Source organism: Streptomyces sp. NPDC008086, from assembly GCF_042957325.1.
GTDB lineage: Bacteria > Actinomycetota > Actinomycetes > Streptomycetales > Streptomycetaceae > Streptomyces.
The window spans coordinates 209,402-228,748 of record NZ_JBIBIA010000009.1 but is presented as its reverse complement, the minus strand read 5'-3'; the positions used below and the strand labels follow the sequence as shown (position 1 = coordinate 228,748).

The window sequence follows — 19,347 nt, the reverse complement described above, 5'->3', positions numbered from 1 at the left end:
GCGGCCTGGTTGAGTTTGGGTACGGCGTTGGCGGTGACCTGGTCGCTCTGGCCGCCCTTGGGGGCCTGGACCGCCTCCGCCTTGGTGATCTTGCCGCCGTTGACGGTGATACGGACCTGGACCGCGCCGTACTGGGTCTGGACGGCGTCGCCGGTCGCCGTGGCGGCCTGGGCGGAGCCGGACCCCTGCGACGCTCCGGCGCTCGCCTGCGCCTTGTCCAGGGCGGACTGCAGGGATTCCTTGTAGCCGGCGCTGGTGTAGGTCGCTCCGGACACGGCGTCGATGTCGGCGGTGCCCGCTGCGACGGCGGCCTGGTTGAGTTTGGGTACGGCGTTGGCGGTGACCTGGTCGCTCTGGCCGCCCTTGGGGGCCTGGACCGCCTCCGCCTTGGTGATCTTGCCGTTGGCCACGGTCAGCCGTACCTGTACGGCACCGTACTGGGTCCGCGCCGCGTCACCGGTGAACGTGCCGGTGGCCGCCGCTTGGGCGCCGCCCTGGGCCGAGGCCGCAGGCGGTGCGCCGATGCCCGCCGCCTGGGCGGAACCCGGGTCGGAGGCCGGTTTCAGCGACAGCAGCAGCACGATCCCGGACACGGTGGCGGCACCGGCCAGCACGACACGCCGGATGGGGTGACTCTTCCTCATCGCTCCTACAGCTCCTGAAGTCTGAAGTGTGGGTGTGAAGTCCCGTCGCTCACATCTCGAACGACTCGTGATGGATGCGGCGGGCGGGCACACCCGCGCCGCGCAGCGCTTCGTAGACGGACTGCGCGAAGCCGGCCGGCCCGCACATGAACACGTCGTGCTTGTCGATGTCGGGCAGCTTCTGCTGCAACCGCTCCGCCGAGATGTCGGGCCGCTCGCCGTCCGGGCTGTTCACCGCGTACATCAGACGGGCGCCGCGCTCGTCGGCGATCTTGGCCAGCTCGTCCCACAGCGCCAGGTCCTGGGTGCTGTTGGCCCGGTAGAGGAGGGTGATGTCACCGGACGCGCCCGGCAGCGTCTCGAACAGCGCCCGCATCGGTGTGATGCCGACGCCGCCGGCGACCAGCAGCACCTTGCCGCGGCTGCGCCGCTGCGCCGTCATCGCGCCGTACGGTCCCTCGGCCCACACCTTGGTGCCGGGCTTCAGGTCACGCAGCCGCGACGTGTGGTCGCCGATCGCCTTGACCGTGATCCGCAGCATGTCCGGGCGGGGCGCCGCCGACAGCGAGTACGGGTGGGAGCTGAACCGCATCCCGGGCGCCTTGAACCGCCACCGGAAGAACTGCCCCGCCTCTGCGCCCATCCGGTGCAGCTTGCGCCCGCCGATCAGCACCGACACGATGCCCGGCGTCTCCTCGATGACCGCCTCGACGTACATCCGGTGCCGCAGGTTGAGCCGGATCGGGGTGAGGACCCGGTACCAGAGCACCAGCGCGGTCACGATGCCGTACAGCCCGTACCAGAAGGTCTTCGCGGTGGGCTCGACGGCGAACTCGTTGCCGGTGGTGATCTGGTGCCAGAACGTCAGGTACACGGCCGCGTACGTCAGCAGGTGCACGTGGTACCAGGTGTCGTACGGGATCCGGCGGCGGACGCCCCCGATCGAGAGGAACGCGATCAGGAACAGCAGCCCGGTGCCGATGGCCGCCTTGCCCATGTCCGGCAGCGTGTTGACCGAGTCGATCGTCTGCTGCACGACATCGCCCAGCGTCTTTCCGGCCTGGAGCGCGTACGCCCACATGGTCAGGAAGACATGCGCGATGACCAGGCAGATCGTGTAGCGCCCGCTCATCGCGTGCCAGCGGGCGACCCGGTCCGAGCCCACCCGCCGCTCCAGCGCCGGCACCCGCGCCATCTGGAGCACGACCAGCGCCATCAGATACCCGGCGAGCAGCCCGGTGATCCGCCCCGCCGCGAGGATCTTCGCCGTGTTGTCCGCGAGGGACGGCGTGTTGTCCCACCACAGCCACAGCACCGCCGCCGCGCCCGCCCACAGGGCGACCACCAGCGGCACGGCCGGGGAGCGGCGCGGACGGATACGGCGCATCGTCTGACGGCGAGCGGCACGGCCGCCTGCGAGCGTGGTGGTCACGGTTCCTCCGGGGACGGGGCAAGGGGGGTGCGTGTTGGGCTTGGTCCCTTGGCCCTGAGATACGTGCCTCGACGCCCCCGTGTTCAGCCGTCCGTCGAGTTGGAGGCGAATGAGGGTGACCGGCGGTAACCCGTTCTCCGCACAAGACGCCCGAGGTGCCAAGCCACTAGGTGCACGCAGAGACCGGAGTCATCGACTTCACCGTCCGCCCGGGCAGTACGGCCCTCTGCTCCGTCTCGGTGCGCAGCACCACACCATCCGGCCCCGAGCCCAGGAACTCCCCACAGCGCTCGCCGCTCGTCGTCACCACCCGGACGAGATGAGCGGGCGGCGAACCGGTCGTCGCCCAGACGACCACGACAGCGACGGCGACGACGGCCACGCCGGAAACACAGCACACCGCGGCGAGGCCCAGTGACCTGGTCACCCGGGTGATCTCCTGCCGTGTCCAGTCGCGGAGCGCTTGACCCGCCAGCAGCACCCGGTCGCCAGGGCTGCCATGCGCGGCACGGACGGCGAGTACGGAGCCCAGCAGCAGGAGCACGAAGGCGAGCCCGACCAGGAGGCCCACGATGCTGCGCGCGGCCGTCGGTAGCTGTGCCACGTCGTCTCGCCCTTTGAGGGTAACGAGCACGGCGAGGAGCGCGGTGAGCCCGGTCAGTCCGTTACGCCATCCCTCGGCCTGGCGTCTCAACTCGGGGAGCTGGGTGAACTCCAGTTCCTGGGCGAGCCGCGCCCATCGCCGATCGGACTGTGCGCTCACCCGACGTCCCGGTTGCTCAGCTGCCCCACTCGCCAGCTTGCCCCGCAGCCGACGAACGGCGCGTCGGCAGGCAGGTCTGGATGAGGGTGTCCGCACTCGCAGAAGTGCACTTCACGCAGGATGAGGGAATGCGTGTCGTCCTGCGTCGGGGCGACCGGTGTTCTCCTCAGCGCCGAGAACAGCCCCTTGGTGCCGGTGCCCGGAACGCCGTATCGGTACTCGGAAGCGGTGTCGCCGTGACAGCGCGGGCAGGTGCCCTGGACCCGAAGCCCCTCGCCGTCCTCGGCGGTCAGCCGGACGAAGCCGTTCGGGGCCACGCCCAGGTAGCTCTCCAGATACGTCGCGTTGAAGTCGTGGACGGCACCGGATGCCTCAGTCATCGCAGTCGCTCCCGTTCTCGTCGATGACCAGTTCGAACATCGCTGCGTACAGACGCAGCCGGTCGATGACCCATTCCTCGCTCTCGCCCACGGCCTCGGCGGCGAGAGCGATGTGCCTTTGTGGCACACGGCCTTCGACGGCGGGCAGCACGCCGTTGAGGCCTTGCGTGAGCAGAGCCAGGTCCTGCCAGCGAGGGACGACATCCGGTACGGCAGGCAGGACGGACGTCGACGGGCACAGGGGGAGGTAGGGAACGATGCGGGCGGCGGTGCGCGGCAGTGGCTCCCCCAGTCGGCCGGCGATGCTCACGAGGTCGAGCGGGCTGTAGGCGGTGCCGGACTCCGTCACCCGGTGCTCGGCGCCGAGCGCGACGAGGTCGCGTGGGTCCGGCGTGCGGCCGCGTAGCGCGTCCAGGGCACTCTCCGAGAGCTCGGGAACGGGTGCGCCGATCGCACGCAGCGGACGGAGGCGTTCGTACGCCGTGGCCGCGTCGAGTGCGGTACGACTGGCATACCGGGCCAGACCGAGCGGAGTCAGGGGATACCACGTCGCCGTCCTGAAGGTCCCGTAACCGTCCTCAGGCTGATCGACGAGGGCCAGGCATATGTCACCAGTGGGTCGGAACTCAGTCAGGGACGAGGGGAGTGTCGGCACCGTGAGGCCGAAGCGATCGGCATGGCTTGCTGCCAGGTCCCACACTTCGCGCAACGGCTCGTTGAGGCGCTCAGCCGCGAAGACGAGGACGGCGGACGTCAGTTCCGACGCCGGGTAGTCCTCATCCTCCATGGAGGCTTCCTTGCCTGCCAGGACATAGCGGTCGCGCAGCGGGAGACCGTCCCACTCGTGAACGAGAGTCAAGTCGTCCGGGACGGAGACGCCGGCGACCCGCAGGTCCGCGAGGGCTCGCTCCAGGTCGAGATCGTCATCGTCTCCGAACTGGGCGGGGACCAGGTCCTCCAGGTCCACTCCCTGCTCCAGCGCCCGCTCCCTGTGCGCCAACCTGCGCACCAGCACAGCTGCGTCGTACGACGGGACGTGGCGAGCCGCTGCGGAGTCCTGTACGTACCGCCGCTCGTAGTGCAGACCGAGCTTGTCAGCGACTGCGGACAGCTCCCGCTCGGCTTCCCCCAGGCTCGCTTCCAGCGTGTCGGCGTAGTCCACCGTGGCCGCCCAGTGCAGCATCCGGCTCCCGTCGGTCAGCCGGCTCGTGAAGATGGCCGTGACTTCGGAGAGATCCGAGTCCAGTTCTGTCCAGCAGGAGACCTCGGCAAGGGCGGGAGGCGTCCAACCCAGCCAGGAGAAGGCGTCAAGGCGACGGAGGATCTCTCCCGCCGAGAGATCAGAGCCATTGACAAGGTCGCGCACTGCCTCGGGTGTGTCGGCGAGTCGCCACGAAGCGGATCGCGGAGCATCGGCACGGAGGAAAAGACCGCGGATGTCGTCCGAGGTGCACACATGGTCCTCATGATGCGCGGGGACGTCGGGGACGGGACTCGGTAACAGGGGAGCGAACCGGGCCAGTCGCCGGACCAGGTCACCGAGGGGGAGGGAGAGCTCCATCGATGCCTGGACCAGTGCCCCCCAGTGACGGGAGCCGTCGCCGGCCGCGACCGTCCCTGTGTCACCGCCCCGTATCACGCGCGCGAGCCGATGGTCGACGGAGTCGGGAACCCAGTCCAGGGCGCCACCGCGGACCGGCACGGGGGCCTGACCGCGGTGGGTGATGCGCAGGGCTCGTTGACGGCGGAGAACTTCTGACAGTGGCCGTTCGTGCTCTGCCGCGTAGCAGACCACCCTGGTCCAAGAACCCAGCTCTGATTTCGCGATATCGGCATCGCCGGGTTCGGCTACTGGATGCCCGACGAGGTCGGATGGCACGGCGCGGCCGTAACTGCCGCTCACTTGTCCGAGGACAGCGGTGCGCCAGGGTATGAAGGTGTCGTCGTCGATTCCGGAACTTCTGTCACGGGTGACCTTGTCGTCGAGGTGGAACCAGCCCACCTTGTCCAGGTCCATGCCCTTCCCGTTCGGGCTCTGTACACGAACCCCCTTTCCCCGCCACTCGCGAGCCAGAACTCTGGCCAGGGAGTTGCTTCGTTGGTCCAGCCGTCCCAGCCAGCTCAGCGACAGACCGGACCAGTCCACCAGTTCCTTCGCCCCCTGTCGCCACAGCCCCTCGACCCACTCCTCATCGAATGCCTGGAGCTCCTTTCGGCTCACGCTGAGCTTCCCGGCGTGAGCCCCTGCCAGGTTCACCACGTAGCCGAACGGGGTCTGGTCCGTCACGATGCCGTCGCAGAGGATCGCTCCCTCCCCCAGCACCCACCAGAGCGACCCCGGTATTGCCGCCAGAGATTCGTCAGAGTGGTGGTCCAGCAGGGGCTGCAATGTGCCTGGCTCCCACACGTACTCCGGCCCTGCCTCCTCCTGAGCGGTCAGCGTGAAGTCGCTCACCCTGACCAACTTCCGCAGGACCGCGACGCACGACAGCCGTCGGCCCACCGCGTTCTCGCGCAGGTACAGCCGCACCCGGGTGCCGCCTTCGGCGAGGCCGTCGTCCGAGCCGTCGTGACGCTGGATGCGGAACAGGCTTCCGCTGCTGGGGATCTCGACGCGGAGCGCGTGCTCTGCCGGAATGCCGTCCGGGCTGACCTGACGGGTGACGATGCTCATCTCGTCGGCCAACATGAAGTAGCTGAACACACCGATGCCGAAACGGCTGTTGGGGTACAGCCGCAGCGCCGGATCGTGGCGCAGCCATCGGGACTGCTCCTTGCGGAACGCCTTGGACCGTTCGAATCGGCTGCCCGCCCGGGTGAACGTCTGCTTGAGTTGTTCGGCGCTCATGCCCACGCCGTTGTCGCGGCACTCGACGTATGCGCCCCGTTCGTCCCGGCCTTGGGTGAACACGATCTGCCCGGTCCAGAGGGCGGGGCGGGTGCCGACGCCGCGCAGGTAGTCCCAGCGCATGGCGCGGTAACGGCACGCGTCCATGGCGTTCTGATACAGCTCGCGCAGCGCCAACTCGGGCTCGCCGCCGTAGAGTTGCTCACCCATCAGGAGGTCGCGTACCTCCGTGTGGGCGAGGTGGAAGCGCAGGAGGGGAACCTCGTACACGGCCTGGCTCCCCACGTGTAGGGGGCGGAGATCCCGGTCGGTGACGCGATGGGGCACTGCGGCCAGCAGGTCCGTCTCCGGCTCCCTCATCTCGCCGCTCAGTTCCCAGGTACGAGAGACCAGTTGGTCGGCTTCGTCGGCGACTTCCGTGAGCGCCGCGTGCACCGCCTGATGCGGGCAGGGAGCGTCCAGGTGCAGGGAGTTGCCTTCGCGATGCCAACTCAGGCCGCGTGCGATGGCCACGATGTCCTGCGGCAGCACAGGATCCGTGACGGCCAGATGTTCCGCCACGACACCCGGGAGGACACGGACGTCGACGGCCAGCAGTGTGGCGAGCCGGAGCAGGGCGACGAGCGGGCGGACCCTCAGCGGCTGACGGCCGCCTGGCAGGAGCACCATGCGGGACGCTCCGGTGTGCGGGGCGCCGAACGACTCGTCCATGCCGATGCCGGAGGCCGCGGTCCGTAACAGCTGCGAGAGTTCGTGTACCCGGCCGTCGGCCACACCCAGCTGTGCGGCGAGCGACTCGGTCCTGGTCACGGATACGACATCGTCGTCCGTCTGGAATCGGTCCTCGACCCAGCGGTGGACCAACCACATGGTGATCGCGGCCGCGTCCTCGGTGTGCTCGCGGGCCTGGCAGTCGGCCAGTTTGCTCGCGACACGGCCGTACTGTTCGACGATCTGCTCGTAGTGGCGACGATGAGCACCGGCGTGCTTGTGCCGGCCCAGCGCATAGGGACTGATCTCCGCCGCCTGACTCAGCCGCTCGGCCCAGGCCACTTCGTGCAGGAAGGGAGCGGCGACGAGCGCGACCACCTCGATGGCGGAGAGCTTCGCGTCGTCGGACAGCAGGAGCGGAAGCCGGTCGCACAGCACCCTGACCGGGAAGTCGTCGTCGATCCATGGGTCTGGGTGCGACAGGCGCTGTTGCGCGAGATGGACCGTACGCGCGCACTGCTCGACGAACTCGCCCAGGACGCCCTGGAACGAGTGCACGCTCGCCGCGCTGTCGGTGGTGACGTGCTGCCACAGTGGGGTGGAGTGGGCCGCTTCGAGCCAGGCCTCGAGGAGGGGGCGGCCGGCGCAGATCTCCCTCTCCTTCGTCTCAGCCTCGGCGTGGGTGCCGAAGCGGATCCGTGGGGTCTGGGTCAGCCCGTGCCGCAGTGCGGCCTCGCGGGTCTTGGCGCGTGCCGTGGCGAACACGTCCTGGACGGTGCGGGAGGGCGTCAGCGGTCCCAGCGCGTTCGCCATCGCGTGGGTGAAGAAGCTCCCCTCGTCCGTGAAACCGCTGTGTTCCCCGGCGGAGCATCCGGTGAGCACGGCGAAGCCACCGTCGGGCGAGCCGTTCTCGATGCTGTTGCCGAACGCCTCAGAGACGCTCGCGGCGTCTGTCCGGCAGGCGTCGATGACCCACAGGACGGCGCCCGCCCGGCAGTCCTTCAGCAGAGGACTGATGTTGGCGGGAAGCAGCGAATCCAGATACGGCTCCCGCCAGGATCCGTCCGGCGGAGCGATGGCGTCTGCCGGGACGAGGTAGTCGATGCGGTCGATGTTCAGACCGTGCCCGGTGAAGTAGAGCAGAAGTGTTCCACCCTGAGGGGTGTCACGGGACACTTCGTAGATCTTCGACTTGATCTCGCTCCGGCCGGCGTTGTGGAGTGTCTCCACGAGGTAACCCGAGGCGTGCAGAGCAGTGCTCATCACCCTCAGGTCGGCCTCGACGGCCTCGTCGAGCGGCTCCAGCGCACCCCCGGCCGCGGCTGCCTGCCCGATTCCGATCAGCAGCGCCCTGCGCTCCTCGTCCACGTTCCCCTCCCACCAGCAGGAGAACATGATGGCACCGCATGCGGACGGCGGTGGGGAAACGGCCGTTCAGGGGTGCTTCTCAGTAACGGACGATCGCCGTAGGCCCCTTCATGGTCCCGATGGCGATGTGCGGCCGCGCGGACGGCTCGGCCCACTCCAGAATCCTCCGCATGGCATCAGCGGGCACCGACACACAGCCCGCCGTCGCCCCCCGCCCCTTCACATGGAGGAAGATCCCGGCGCCCCTGCCCTTCACGGGCCGCTCGTAGTTGAACCCGATGACGAGCGCGTGCGCGTACAGAGCCCCGTACGAGACGAGGTGCTCGGACTCGGCGGCCCGGCAGTCGCGGGCCCGCGGCTCGGTCCAGCGGTTGTAGGCGCGGGAGTCGGTGTCCTGGCACCACCAGGAGTTCTGGCGCACCCGGCGGTACTCGTACTTCGTCCCGCGCGGCGCCGCCTCGATGCCGAAGGCGTACGGCAGCCCGTACAGGCCGGTCGGCGTGGTGTTCGTGCTCTGCTTGCGCCTGGTGCCCTCGACGAGCCCCTTCGCGCCGAACCGGGCGGACGCCGAACCGGCCTTCACCCAGGTCCCGTCGACCCGGTCCCACCAGGTCACGGTGCCGGAGGTCGCGCCCGCTCGCGGTGCCACGGCGGTGATCAGCTGGGTGCCGCCCCCGGTGTCGGCCATGCGTGCGGGCAGTGGCCGCGGCGGGCCCTCACCCGGCGCGGCGCCGAGTACGAGGAGGGACGCGGACGCTAGGGCGACGACACCGGGGCGCATGGCTCAGACGCTAGACGGGGGGAGCGGCAACGGCACTCCGGGTAGGCCATCCAGGCTGGTCGCGATGGCTCTCTTGGAGAAGTACGCGCTCAACGAGTCGTCGTCCTCGCGCGCGAACCGCCGGCCGTGCAGGTCGCGGTCCTCGTCGTACGTCATGAGCGGGACGGCGTATCCGCAGGAGTCGCGAATGACGTCGGCCCGCACCACGACGATCGCGCGCAGACCGTGCAGGGACGGGTCGATGTCGGGAAAGTGCCCGAGCAGTTCCTTGAACCGTGGGTCGTCACGGAAGACGGCCTCACCGCGGCCGTGCACCCGGACGATGTTGGGCGGGCCCTGGAAGGCGCACCACATCAGGGTGATACGGCCGTTCTCCCGCAGATGCGCGACGGTCTCGGCGTTGGAGCCGGCGAAGTCGAGGTAGGCCAGGGTCAGTTCGTCGAGGATCGCGAACGAGCCCTTCAGGCCCTTGGGGGAGAGGTTGACCGTGCCGTCGGCCGACAGAGGAGCGGTCGCGGTGAAGAAGAGGGGCTGCTCCTCGATGAACTTGCGGAGTCTGCCGTCTATGCGTTCATAAGTTTTTCCCACGTCAACCGATTATGGACGCAGGTCGTTCGTTTGTCTAAAGAATTATGGGTGCGTGCGGAATCACCGCGGCCGCCCCGGCCGGCGTGCCAACGGGGCGGCCACGGCTGCCTGTCACGTCACTGGGTGAGCGTGCAGGCGGCGAACGCCTCCAGTCCCTCGGGCTTCGCGGCCGCGCGGCCGATGGCGGTCTCGATGCGGTTGAGGGCGGCGACGCGCTTGTCCTCGAGCGGGCCGAGGATGGCGTTCTGGACGAAGTTGGGTCCGCCCTGGCCGACGGTGTCGACGAGGCGTTGGTTGGCTTCGTCGATCTGGGTCTGGAGCTGGGCGAGGTTGCGGTCGACCTCGGCCTGCGCGGAGGCCGGGATCGCGGGCAGCTGGCCGGTCACGTCCGGGCAGCTGATCGTGCCGACCCCGGCGTTCCCCGCATCGCCCGCCGCGTCCCCGGCGCCCTCGCCCGCACCGGCCTCGGCGCCTGCGCCCGCGTCCTCGCCGGCACCTGCACCTGCACCAGCCTCGGCGCCGGCACCTGCGTCCTCACCGGCACCGGCTTCTGCGCCGTCGCCGGCACCGGCCTCCTCACCCGCCCCCGCCCCACCGCCGGCGCCCTCGGCGTTGAGCGTGCAGGCGGCGAACGCCTCCAGTCCCTCGGGCTTCGCGGCCGCGCGGCCGATGGCGGTCTCGATGCGGTTGAGGGCGGCGACGCGCTTGTCCTCGAGCGGGCCGAGGATGGCGTTCTGGACGAAGTTGGGTCCGCCCTGGCCGACGGTGTCGACGAGGCGTTGGTTGGCTTCGTCGATCTGGGTCTGGAGCTGGGCGAGGTTGCGGTCGACCTCGGCCTGCGCGGAGGCCGGGATCGCGGGCAGCTGGCCGGTCACGTCCGGGCACGTGATGGTGCCGGGTCCGGCCAGCGTGCGGGCGTTCGTGCCGGCGCTCTTCGAAGACGAGTTCGTCTCCCCGGCGAGGGCGAAGCCGGCGATCACCGTGCCGGACAGCGCCACCGCGGCGGCGCCGCCGATGAACGCGACACGGCGCTTGTTGTACTTCGGAAGAGCCCTGGACATGCGGATGCCTCACTCGGGTTCGGGGGGTCGTCTGTACGTGGTGTCTGTTCCAAACGCGGCGCCTGCGTTCGGCGAGAGGTACGGGTAAGCGGTTTCCCGCGTTCAAAGGGAGCGCGAATTTCCCGCTGCCGTCGACCGACCGGCTGCCTGGATTGACGAATCATGCAGAGCTCTGCATACTCATGCAGGTGAATGTGTGGTCAAGCGCACTAGCCTGACGACCGCCTCCCCGTTCACGCCACGGGGAGGCGGTGCCACATCCAGACCCTCCCGAGGAGCGCAGCAAGTGAGCAGCAACAGCGGTGACGTCCGGCTCTGGGGCGGCCGTTTCGCCGACGGTCCCGCCGAGGCCCTGGCCAAGCTGTCCGCATCGGTCCACTTCGACTGGCGGCTGGCCCCGTACGACATCGCCGGTTCACGCGCCCACGCGCGCGTGCTGCACAAGGCGGGGCTGCTCACGCAGGACGAGCTGACCCGGATGATCGCGGGACTGGACCAGCTCGAAGCGGATGTCGCCGACGGCTCCTTCGTGGGCACCATCGCCGACGAGGACGTGCACACCGCCCTGGAGCGCGGCCTGCTGGAGCGCCTCGGCGCCGACCTCGGCGGCAAGCTGCGCGCGGGCCGTTCCCGCAACGACCAGGTCGCGACCCTCTTCCGGATGTACCTCCGGGACCACGCCCGCATCATCGGCGGCCTGATCGCCGACCTCCAGGACGCGCTGGTCGGCCTCGCGGAGGCCCACCCGGACGTGGCCATGCCGGGCCGCACCCACCTCCAGCACGCCCAGCCGGTGCTCTTCGCCCATCACGTCCTGGCCCACGTCCAGTCCCTGTCCCGGGACGCGGAGCGGCTGCGCCAGTGGGACGAGCGCACGGCGGTGTCGCCGTACGGCTCCGGCGCCCTCGCGGGCAGCAGCCTCGGCCTTGACCCGGAGGCGGTGGCGAAGGACCTCGGCTTCGAGCACGGGTCGGCCGCCAACTCGATCGACGGCACGGCCTCCCGTGACTTCGTCGCCGAGTTCGCCTTCATCACCGCGATGATCGGCGTGAACCTCTCCCGGATCGCCGAGGAGATCATCATCTGGAACACGAAGGAGTTCTCCTTCGTGACCCTGCACGACGCGTTCTCCACGGGCTCGTCGATCATGCCGCAGAAGAAGAACCCCGACATCGCGGAACTCGCGCGCGGGAAGTCCGGCCGCCTGATCGGCAACCTGACGGGCCTCATGGCCACGCTCAAGGCCCTGCCCCTCGCCTACAACCGCGACCTCCAGGAGGACAAGGAGCCGGTCTTCGACTCCTGCGACCAGCTGGAGGTCCTGCTCCCCGCCTTCACCGGCATGATGGCCACCCTCACCGTCAACCGTGAGCGCATGGAGGAACTGGCCCCGGCCGGCTTCTCCCTCGCCACCGACATCGCCGAGTGGCTCGTCAAGCAGGGCGTCCCCTTCCGCGTCGCCCACGAGGTCGCCGGCGAGTGCGTCAAGGTCGCCGAGGCGCAGGGCAAGGAACTGGACGAGCTGACGGACGAACAGTTCGCCAAGATCTCCGCCCATCTCACGCCGGAGGTGCGCTCGGTGCTGAACGTGCCGGGTGCTCTGGCCTCCCGCAGCGGCCGGGGTGGTACGGCCCCCAGCGCGGTCGCGGTGCAGCTGGCAGAGCTGAAGGCGGATGTGGCGGCGCAGCACGAGTGGGCGGCTGCCAAGAAGGGCTGACGGCAACGCCGTGAAGGGGCGCGGGGAACCGCGCGACACGCCACGACGTTCCCGCACCCGCCGGAACACCGCACAACCCGAGCTCAAGGGCGAAGGTCATCCCGGGTTACGTTGGTCGGAAGCCGTACCGGAGCCGACCGAACGGAGCCCCCGATGCCCTTCGCCCGACTGGCGACAGCGACGACCCCCACCTGCCATATCGGCCTCGGCCTCGCCGCAGTCGGCCGCCCCGGCTACATCAACCTCGGCCGGGACCAGGACCTCGGAGAGAACCGCAGCGTCGAAGCGCTGCGCACCCGCACCCACGAACTCCTCGACGCCGCCTACGCCCAGGGTGTCCGCTACTTCGACGCGGCCCGCTCCTACGGACGCTCCGAGGAGTTCCTCGCCGAGTGGCTGAACGCCCGCCCCGCGTTCGACGACATCGTCGTAGGCAGCAAATGGGGCTACACCTACACCGCCGACTGGTCCACCGACGCCGAGAAGCACGAGGTCAAGGACCACACCCTCCAGACCTACGAGCGTCAGCGCGCCGAGTCCGACGCCCTTCTCGGCGACCACCTCGACCTCTACCAGATCCACTCGGTGACCCCGGACAGCCCCGCCCTCACCGACAAGGACCTCCACGCGAGGCTCGCCGAGGCCGCCGCCCAGGGCCTCACGATCGGCTTCTCCACCAGCGGCCCGGCCCAAGCGGCAGCGATCCGCGCCGCCCTCGCCGTGACCGTCGACGGCGAGCCCCTCTTCCGTACCGTCCAGTCGACGTACAACGCCCTGGAGACCTCGGCCGCCCCCGCCCTGGCCGAGGCCCATGACGCCGGGCTCACCGTGATCGTCAAGGAGGGCATGGCCAACGGGCGGCTCGCCGACCCGTACGCGCCGGACGCGCTGAAGGCCGTGGCAGAGGAGACGGAACTCGGCTGCGACGCCGTCGCCCTCGCCCTGATCCTGCGTCAACCCTGGGCCGGCGTGGTCCTCTCCGGCGCCGCGACGACCGTACAGCTCGTGTCCAATCTGCACGCCGCCGCCGTGGACCTCGACGAGTCCCAGCTGGAGCGGCTCGGCTCGCTGGTCGAGGAGCCGGGCGCGTACTGGGAGCGGCGCGGGCAGCTGCCCTGGCACTGACACGACCCGCCGATCCGGAGACCCGACGATCGACGGCCATGAGTCACGCATGCCCAGCATGAGACATCGACGTCTCACATGGTCTACTCTTGTCTCATGGCCGTCGATCGTGACCACGTGCTGCGCACCGCCGCAGCCCTGCTGACCCGTAAATCCACCGCGACCATGGACGAGGTCGCCAAGGCCGCCGGGATCAGCCGCGCCACCCTGCACCGGCACTTCGCCGGACGGGACGCGCTCGTCCGGGCGCTGGAGTCGCTCGGCATCGCCGAGTGCGAGGCCGCACTGCAGGCCGCCCGTCTCGACGAGGGGCCGGCGCGGGACGCCGTGCACCGGCTGGTCCGCGAGATCGAGCCGGCCGCCGGACTGCTCGCCTTCCTGTACACGGAGAACCAACTGTTCGAGGGCGAGCAGCAGAACGAGGGCTGGGCACGCATCGACGAACGGATCGCCGCGCTCTTCCGGCGTGGCCAGCAGAGCGGCGAGTTCCGTATCGACCTCAGCCCGGTCTGGCTCACCGAGGCGCTCTACGGCCTGCTCGGCTCAGGAGCCTGGGCCGTCGCCGAGGGCCGGGTCGCCCGCAACGACTTCACCCACATGATCGTCGAGCTGCTGCTCGGCGGCGCACTACGGAGAGAGGCATCATGACCAGCACCGTGCAGGCGGCGACCACGACCGAGGCGGTGACCAAGCGCCCGGGCCGTTGGCTCGCGCTGTCCGTCCTCGTGCTCGCCGTGCTGCTGGTGGCCGTCGACGCGACCGTCCTCGGTCTCGCGACCCCCTATATCAGCGAGGACCTGAAGCCCTCCGGCACCCAGCTCCTCTGGATCGGCGACGTCTACTCCTTCGTCATCGCCGGTCTGCTCGTCTCGATGGGCAGCCTCGGCGACCGCATAGGCCGCAAGCGGATCCTGCTCGTCGGCGCCACGGCGTTCGGCGCGATATCCGTCCTCAACGCCTACGCGACGACCCCGGAGATGATGATCGTCGCCCGGGCGCTGCTCGGTGTCGCGGGCGCGACCCTGATGCCGGCGACCCTCGCCCTGATCCGCAACCTCTTCCACGACCCGCGCGAACGCAGCCTCGCCATCGGCATCTGGGGCGCGACCGCTTCCGCAGGTACCGCCGTCGGCCCGATCGCCGGTGGCTTCCTGCTCGAACACTTCTGGTGGGGCTCGGTCTTCCTGATCAACCTGCCCGTGATGGTCGTCCTCGTCCTCGTCGGCATCAAGCTGCTGCCCGAGTCGCGCAACCCGAGCCCCGGCCCCTGGGACACGACCAGCGTCGCCCTGTCCCTCGTCGGCATGATCGGTGTCGTGTACGCCGTCAAGGAAGCGGCCGCTCACGGCTTCACCTGGACCACGCTCGCCGCGGGCCTGGCCGGCGGGGCCGCGCTCTACGCCTTCGTGCGCCGCCAGCTCACGCTGCCGTCCCCGCTGCTGGACATGCGGCTCTTCCGGCACCGTGGCTTCAGCGGCGCGGTGCTGGCCGACCTGCTGACCATCCTCGGCCTGTCCGGCCTGGTCTTCTTCCTCTCCCAGTTCCTGCAACTCGTGCAGGGCAGGGGGCCGTTGGAGGCGGGCCTCGCCGAACTGCCCGCCGCGATCGGCGCGGTCGTGGCCGGCCTGATCGCCGGCCGCGTGGCCCGCCGCTACTCGGTTCGCGCCGTCGTCTCCGGCGGCCTCGCGGCGATCGGCCTCGCCCTGGCCGCGCTCACGGTCATCGACCGCACGACGGGCTACCCTCTGCTGGGCGCCGCCCTCCTGGTGGTCGGCGTCGGCGCCGGCTTCTCCTTCACCGTCACCTCCGACGTCATCCTCTCCTCCGTACCGAAGGAACAGGCCGGCGCGGCCTCAGCGGTGTCGGAGACGGCATACGAACTGGGCGCGGCCCTCGGCATCGCGGTACTCGGCTCCATCGTGACGGGCGTCTACCGCGACTTCGCCGGCCCCGCCGGAACCCCGCCCGAGGCCCACGAGTCCCTGGGCGGCGCGGTGGAGGCAGCGGCGGGTATGCCGACGCAGACGGCCGAGCCCATGCTGGACGCGGCCCGAACCGCCTTCATCGACGGCCTCGCCCTGGCGGCAGGAGCGGGAGCAGCCGTACTGCTCGCAGCGGCAGTGGCAGCCTGGTTCATGCTACGAAACCAACGGTTGGACACCGGGCCTCAGGGCCGCGGCAGCGCCTGAGGGGCGCGGGGCTGTACCGATCTGCGGCTCCGCCGCGTGGGGCGCGCCCAGCCACAACGCACCGGCACCGGAAAGCCGGCGGTCGGACCCAAGGGGCGCGGGGAACTGCGCGACCAGCCACGACGAACCCGCGGCCGACACCCGACCCGCACCCCCACGACCCCCCGCCCCAACCAGCGGAGCTACGCCGCTTGCTTGGCCTTCGTGGCGTACATGTCCACATACTCCTGCCCCGACAAGCGCATGACCTCCGCCATCACCGAGTCGGTCACGGCCCGCAGGACATAACGGTCGCGGTCCATCCCCTCGTACCGAGAGAACTCCATCGCCTCACCGAACCGCACCGTCACCTTGCTCGGGCGGGGCATCCCCGCCCCGCCCGGCTGGATCTTGTCCGTGCCGATCATGGCGAACGGGACGACCGGCGCGCCGGTCATCAGGGTGAGCCGCGCGATTCCGGTGCGCCCCCGGTACAGCCGCCCGTCGGGGGAACGCGTGCCCTCGGGGTAGATACCGAAGACCCGGCCCTCCTCCAGGATGCGGCGGCCGGTCATCAGCGCCGCGACACCGCCCTTGCCGCCGTCCCGGTCGACCGGGATCATGCCGACGCCGGTGAAGAACCAGGCCATCAGACGGCCCTTGAGGCCCTTGCCGGTGACGTACTCGTCCTTGCCGATGAAGAGGACCTGACGGTCGCAGACCAGCGGCAGGATCATCGAGTCGATGAACGTGAGGTGGTTCCCGGCCAGGATGACCGGACCGTCGCCCGGGATGTGCTCCGCGCCCTCCACCTGTGGGCGGAACATCAGGCGCATGATCGGTCCGAGCACTGCCTTGATGAGCGCGAAGCGGGACAACGGGCCCTCCGGTGTCAAGGGATTCGGTATAAGTCTGTGCAGGTGAGGACGATACTCGCGGTTCCCGGGGTCCCGCACATCGGGTGGGCCGACTTCACCGAGGTCTTACGCACTGTTGACACAGGTTTACCTGCGGTGACGCGGCGTGGACGGGCGGTAACCCGCCCGACACGATGTGACGGACATCGCCCCGAGGGCCTAAGGGGGTGTTTCGAAAGTCCCGCACAGCACCCACGGCGCCCGCCACGCATCCTCGCCGCACCGGCCAAAGGCCCGAGTACGTCCAGTACGAGGGCCTTCGTCCGGCGCGCCGGGCACGCACCGGACACCGCGGGCACCGCGCGGGGACTTTCGAAACACCCCCCAGCGCACGACTTCCCCGCACTCCCGCACCCATTCCGACGGAACGTCACCTCACCCTCCCCGTACGACATTCAGCGTCACCCGCGAGTTCCGCCGGAGGTCTCCCATCCGTCACGCACGCGCACCTACGATCGGCGCGCACTGAATGAGCGGACGGTCAGGGAGGGCCCACATGGGAACCCAGGAGAACGAGCAGACGGGCGTCACCGGACGGCGGATGCTTCTCGGCGCGGCCGTACTCGGCGCGGGCGGAGCGGTCCTCGGGCTCTCCGGCACGGCGAGGGCGGCGGAGACCCGGCACGGAGGCGGTGGTGGTGGCGTGAAGAGCCTGCCGAAGCCGACGATCATCGGCCACCGCGGCGCCAGCGGCTACCGGCCCGAGCACACCCTCGGCTCGTACCAGCTGGCCCTCGACATGGGCGCCGACATCGTCGAGGCGGGCGACCTGGTGCCCACCAAGGACGGCCATCTGGTCTGCCGCCACGAGCCGGAGATCGGCGGCACGACCGATGTCGCCGCCCACCCCGAGTTCGCCGACCGCAGGAAGACGAAGCTCCTCGACGGCGTCTCCACCACCGGCTGGTTCACCGAGGACTTCACGCTCGCCGAGCTGAAGACCCTGCGCGCCACCGAGCGCATCCCGGCCAACCGCCCGCACAACACCCTCTACGACGGCCGCTGGGAGATCCCCACCTTCGAGGAGGTCCTGCGCTGGCAGGACGAGCAGACCCGTAGGCGCGGCAAGCAGGTCTGGATCTACCCCGAACTCAAGCACCCCACCTACTTCCGCAAGCAGGGCCTCGCCCTGGAGGAGCGGGTCGCCAAGGTGCTGCGCAAGTACGGCCGCGACCGGCGGAACTCGCCGGTCATCCTCCAGTCCTTCGAGCCGACCAGCATCCAGCGCCTGAACAAGCTGGTCGACAACCCGCTCGTGGTCCTGCTCTCCGGCGCGACCTCCCGCCCCTGGGACTTCGTGGAGACGGGCGACCCGCGCACGGTCGCCGACCTGATCAAGCCGGCCGGCCTCAGGGAGATCGCCTCCTACGCCCAGGGCATCGGCCCCACCCTGGACCTGGTCATCCCGAAGGACGCGGGCGGCAACCTCACCACCCCCACCACGCTGGTGAGCGACGCGCACAAGGTCGGCCTGATCCTCCACCCCTACACGATGCGCAACGAGAACCCCTTCCTGCCCGCGAACTTCCGCAAGGGCACCGACGCGGACGCCTACGGCGACGTCTTCGGCGCCTACCGGACGTACTTCGCGACGGGCATCGACGGTGTCTTCACCGACAACCCCGACACCGGTCTGCTGGCCCGCGAGGACTTCGTCAACAGCTGAGCACCACGCCCCGGTTGGGGTGACGGACGGCCGCCCGGGCAACCCCCTGCCCGGGCGGCCGCGTCGTGCCGCATATGACGCACGACCTGGTTGCCGCCCTGCGCCCGCTGCTCCTCGCGGAGGCCTCCGCCGAGGCCCACGCCTGCGGAACAGAGCCGGCCGACCTGGAACAGGCGGTCTGGCTCCGCCTCCTGGAACGCCTCGACACCGACGGCCCGCCCCCGGACCCGCCGAGCTGGCTGCGCCGCGCCGTCCGCTCCGAGGCCCGCCGAAGCCGCCGTACGACACGACGGGAACGGCCGTACGAGCACGAACCCGCCGCCGACACCGACCGGCACGACCCCGAACACCTCGCGCTCATGGCCGCCCGCCGCCGCGCCCTGCACGAAGCGGTCCGCCGACTCCCCGGCCGCTGCCCCCGGCTCGTCGAGGCGCTCCTCTCCCCGCGGGACCCGACATACCGGGAAATCGCGGGGGAGTTGGGTATCTCACAGGGGAGTCTCGGCCCGGAACGTTCCAGATGCCTGGGATGTCTGCGCCGATTGCTCACACCGGAGGTTGCGGCCCGCGGAGCGCGGGGATAGGAGTGGGGGACGACAGGTGATCAGGTGAGCGGGAGGCGTGCGCACATGGGCATGAGCGTGACCATCTCTGCGGCGACCGAGCAGGACGCGGAGCAGATCTTCAGGTTGCAGTACCTGTGCTTCCAGAGCGAAGCGGCGCTGTACGGCAACTACCGCATCGGTCCCCTCGTCCAAACCCTGGACTCGGTCCGGGCCGAGGTCGCCGGGGACTGTGTCTTCGTGGCGCGGCTCGGCGAGGAGGTCGTCGGATCGGTCCGCGGCAGCGTCACCGAGGACGGCTCGGCCGCCATCGGCAAGCTCTGCGTCCACCCCCGCCTCCAGGGCCACGGCATCGGTGCGAGGCTGCTGCGCGCGGCGGAAGCGGCCCTGACCGAACAGCGCGGCGCCAAGAGGTTCCGCCTGGAGACCGGCCACCGCAGCGAGGGCAACCTCCGCCTCTACCGCAAGGTGGGGTACGAGGCGGTCGGCACGTCGAAGGGCGCGGACGGCGTCCCGATGGTCGTCCTGGAGAAGCTGGCGGGGACGTACGCAAAGACGGCGTGACGACAGCGCCCCTTCAGGGGCGCGGGCCCGTATCGACGGGCGCGGGGACGC

General features: G+C 70.0%; 16 protein-coding genes. 7 read left to right on the top strand and 9 right to left on the bottom strand.

Translation table 11 applies throughout. The features are described from left to right. The 8 genes from ACFZBP_RS31020 to ACFZBP_RS30985 all read right to left on the bottom strand — a co-directional run. Window positions 1-644: FMN-binding protein (locus tag ACFZBP_RS31020; RefSeq protein ID WP_391417856.1), on the bottom strand; the 644-nt coding region annotated here is incomplete at its 3' end. Between the two features lie 49 nt (window positions 645-693). After that, entirely contained in the window at window positions 694-2,076 is a 1,383-nt protein-coding gene (locus ACFZBP_RS31015) for a ferric reductase-like transmembrane domain-containing protein (RefSeq protein ID WP_383459236.1), read from the bottom strand. Between the two features lie 166 nt (window positions 2,077-2,242). Continuing rightward, entirely contained in the window at window positions 2,243-2,839 is a 597-nt protein-coding gene (locus tag ACFZBP_RS31010) for a hypothetical protein (RefSeq protein WP_383459233.1), read from the bottom strand. Beyond that, window positions 2,836-3,219, bottom strand: coding sequence for a hypothetical protein (locus tag ACFZBP_RS31005; protein WP_391417853.1), 384 nt, complete (start codon window positions 3,217-3,219; stop codon window positions 2,836-2,838). Before ACFZBP_RS31005 ends, ACFZBP_RS31010 begins: the two co-directional genes overlap by 4 nt. Further along, a complete protein-coding gene (locus ACFZBP_RS31000) occupies window positions 3,212-8,173 on the bottom strand; it encodes a caspase family protein (RefSeq protein ID WP_391417851.1) in 4,962 nt (1,653 codons plus the stop codon). The genes ACFZBP_RS31005 and ACFZBP_RS31000 overlap by 8 nt, the downstream gene beginning before the upstream one ends. A gap of 52 nt (window positions 8,174-8,225) precedes the next feature. Beyond that, entirely contained in the window at window positions 8,226-8,927 is a 702-nt protein-coding gene (locus ACFZBP_RS30995; protein ID WP_391417849.1) for a L,D-transpeptidase family protein, read from the bottom strand. Between the two features lie 3 nt (window positions 8,928-8,930). Then, window positions 8,931-9,515, bottom strand: coding sequence for a pyridoxamine 5'-phosphate oxidase family protein (locus ACFZBP_RS30990; protein WP_383459222.1), 585 nt, complete (start codon window positions 9,513-9,515; stop codon window positions 8,931-8,933). Window positions 9,516-9,631: 116 nt separating this feature from the next. Further along, window positions 9,632-10,576 (bottom strand): hypothetical protein, encoded by a 945-nt coding sequence (locus ACFZBP_RS30985; RefSeq protein WP_391417847.1) that lies wholly within the window; start codon window positions 10,574-10,576, stop codon window positions 9,632-9,634. 286 nt (window positions 10,577-10,862) lie between these two features. Here ACFZBP_RS30985 and argH point away from each other — a divergent pair, with 286 nt between their 5' ends. The 4 genes from argH to ACFZBP_RS30965 all read left to right on the top strand — a co-directional run bounded on the left by argH (window position 10,863) and on the right by ACFZBP_RS30965 (window position 15,607). Next, window positions 10,863-12,293, top strand: a complete 1,431-nt coding sequence (argH, locus tag ACFZBP_RS30980) for an argininosuccinate lyase (protein ID WP_391417845.1) — start codon at window positions 10,863-10,865, stop codon at window positions 12,291-12,293. Between the two features lie 153 nt (window positions 12,294-12,446). After that, entirely contained in the window at window positions 12,447-13,418 is a 972-nt protein-coding gene (locus tag ACFZBP_RS30975) for an aldo/keto reductase (RefSeq protein ID WP_391417843.1), read from the top strand. A 96-nt stretch (window positions 13,419-13,514) separates the two neighbouring features. Further along, on the top strand, window positions 13,515-14,066 hold the full coding sequence (locus ACFZBP_RS30970) for a TetR family transcriptional regulator (RefSeq protein ID WP_391417841.1): 552 nt from the start codon (window positions 13,515-13,517) through the stop codon (window positions 14,064-14,066). Then, window positions 14,063-15,607 (top strand): MFS transporter, encoded by a 1,545-nt coding sequence (locus tag ACFZBP_RS30965; protein ID WP_383459207.1) that lies wholly within the window; start codon window positions 14,063-14,065, stop codon window positions 15,605-15,607. Before ACFZBP_RS30970 ends, ACFZBP_RS30965 begins: the two co-directional genes overlap by 4 nt. Before the next feature lie 182 nt (window positions 15,608-15,789). Here the strand turns inward: ACFZBP_RS30965 and ACFZBP_RS30960 are convergent, their stop codons facing one another. After that, window positions 15,790-16,464, bottom strand: a complete 675-nt coding sequence (locus ACFZBP_RS30960) for a 1-acyl-sn-glycerol-3-phosphate acyltransferase (RefSeq protein WP_391418279.1) — start codon at window positions 16,462-16,464, stop codon at window positions 15,790-15,792. A 535-nt stretch (window positions 16,465-16,999) separates the two neighbouring features. Here ACFZBP_RS30960 and ACFZBP_RS30955 point away from each other — a divergent pair. The 3 genes from ACFZBP_RS30955 to ACFZBP_RS30945 all read left to right on the top strand — a co-directional run bounded on the left by ACFZBP_RS30955 (window position 17,000) and on the right by ACFZBP_RS30945 (window position 19,296). Beyond that, window positions 17,000-18,169 (top strand): glycerophosphodiester phosphodiesterase family protein, encoded by a 1,170-nt coding sequence (locus ACFZBP_RS30955; protein WP_391417838.1) that lies wholly within the window; start codon window positions 17,000-17,002, stop codon window positions 18,167-18,169. 74 nt (window positions 18,170-18,243) lie between these two features. Then, complete coding sequence (locus ACFZBP_RS30950) at window positions 18,244-18,753, top strand: sigma-70 family RNA polymerase sigma factor (RefSeq protein WP_391417836.1); 510 nt, start codon at window positions 18,244-18,246, stop codon at window positions 18,751-18,753. A gap of 45 nt (window positions 18,754-18,798) precedes the next feature. After that, window positions 18,799-19,296: a GNAT family N-acetyltransferase gene (locus ACFZBP_RS30945; protein ID WP_383459285.1), complete on the top strand. Its 498-nt coding sequence runs from the start codon at window positions 18,799-18,801 to the stop codon at window positions 19,294-19,296. Window positions 19,297-19,347 lie beyond the last annotated feature (51 nt).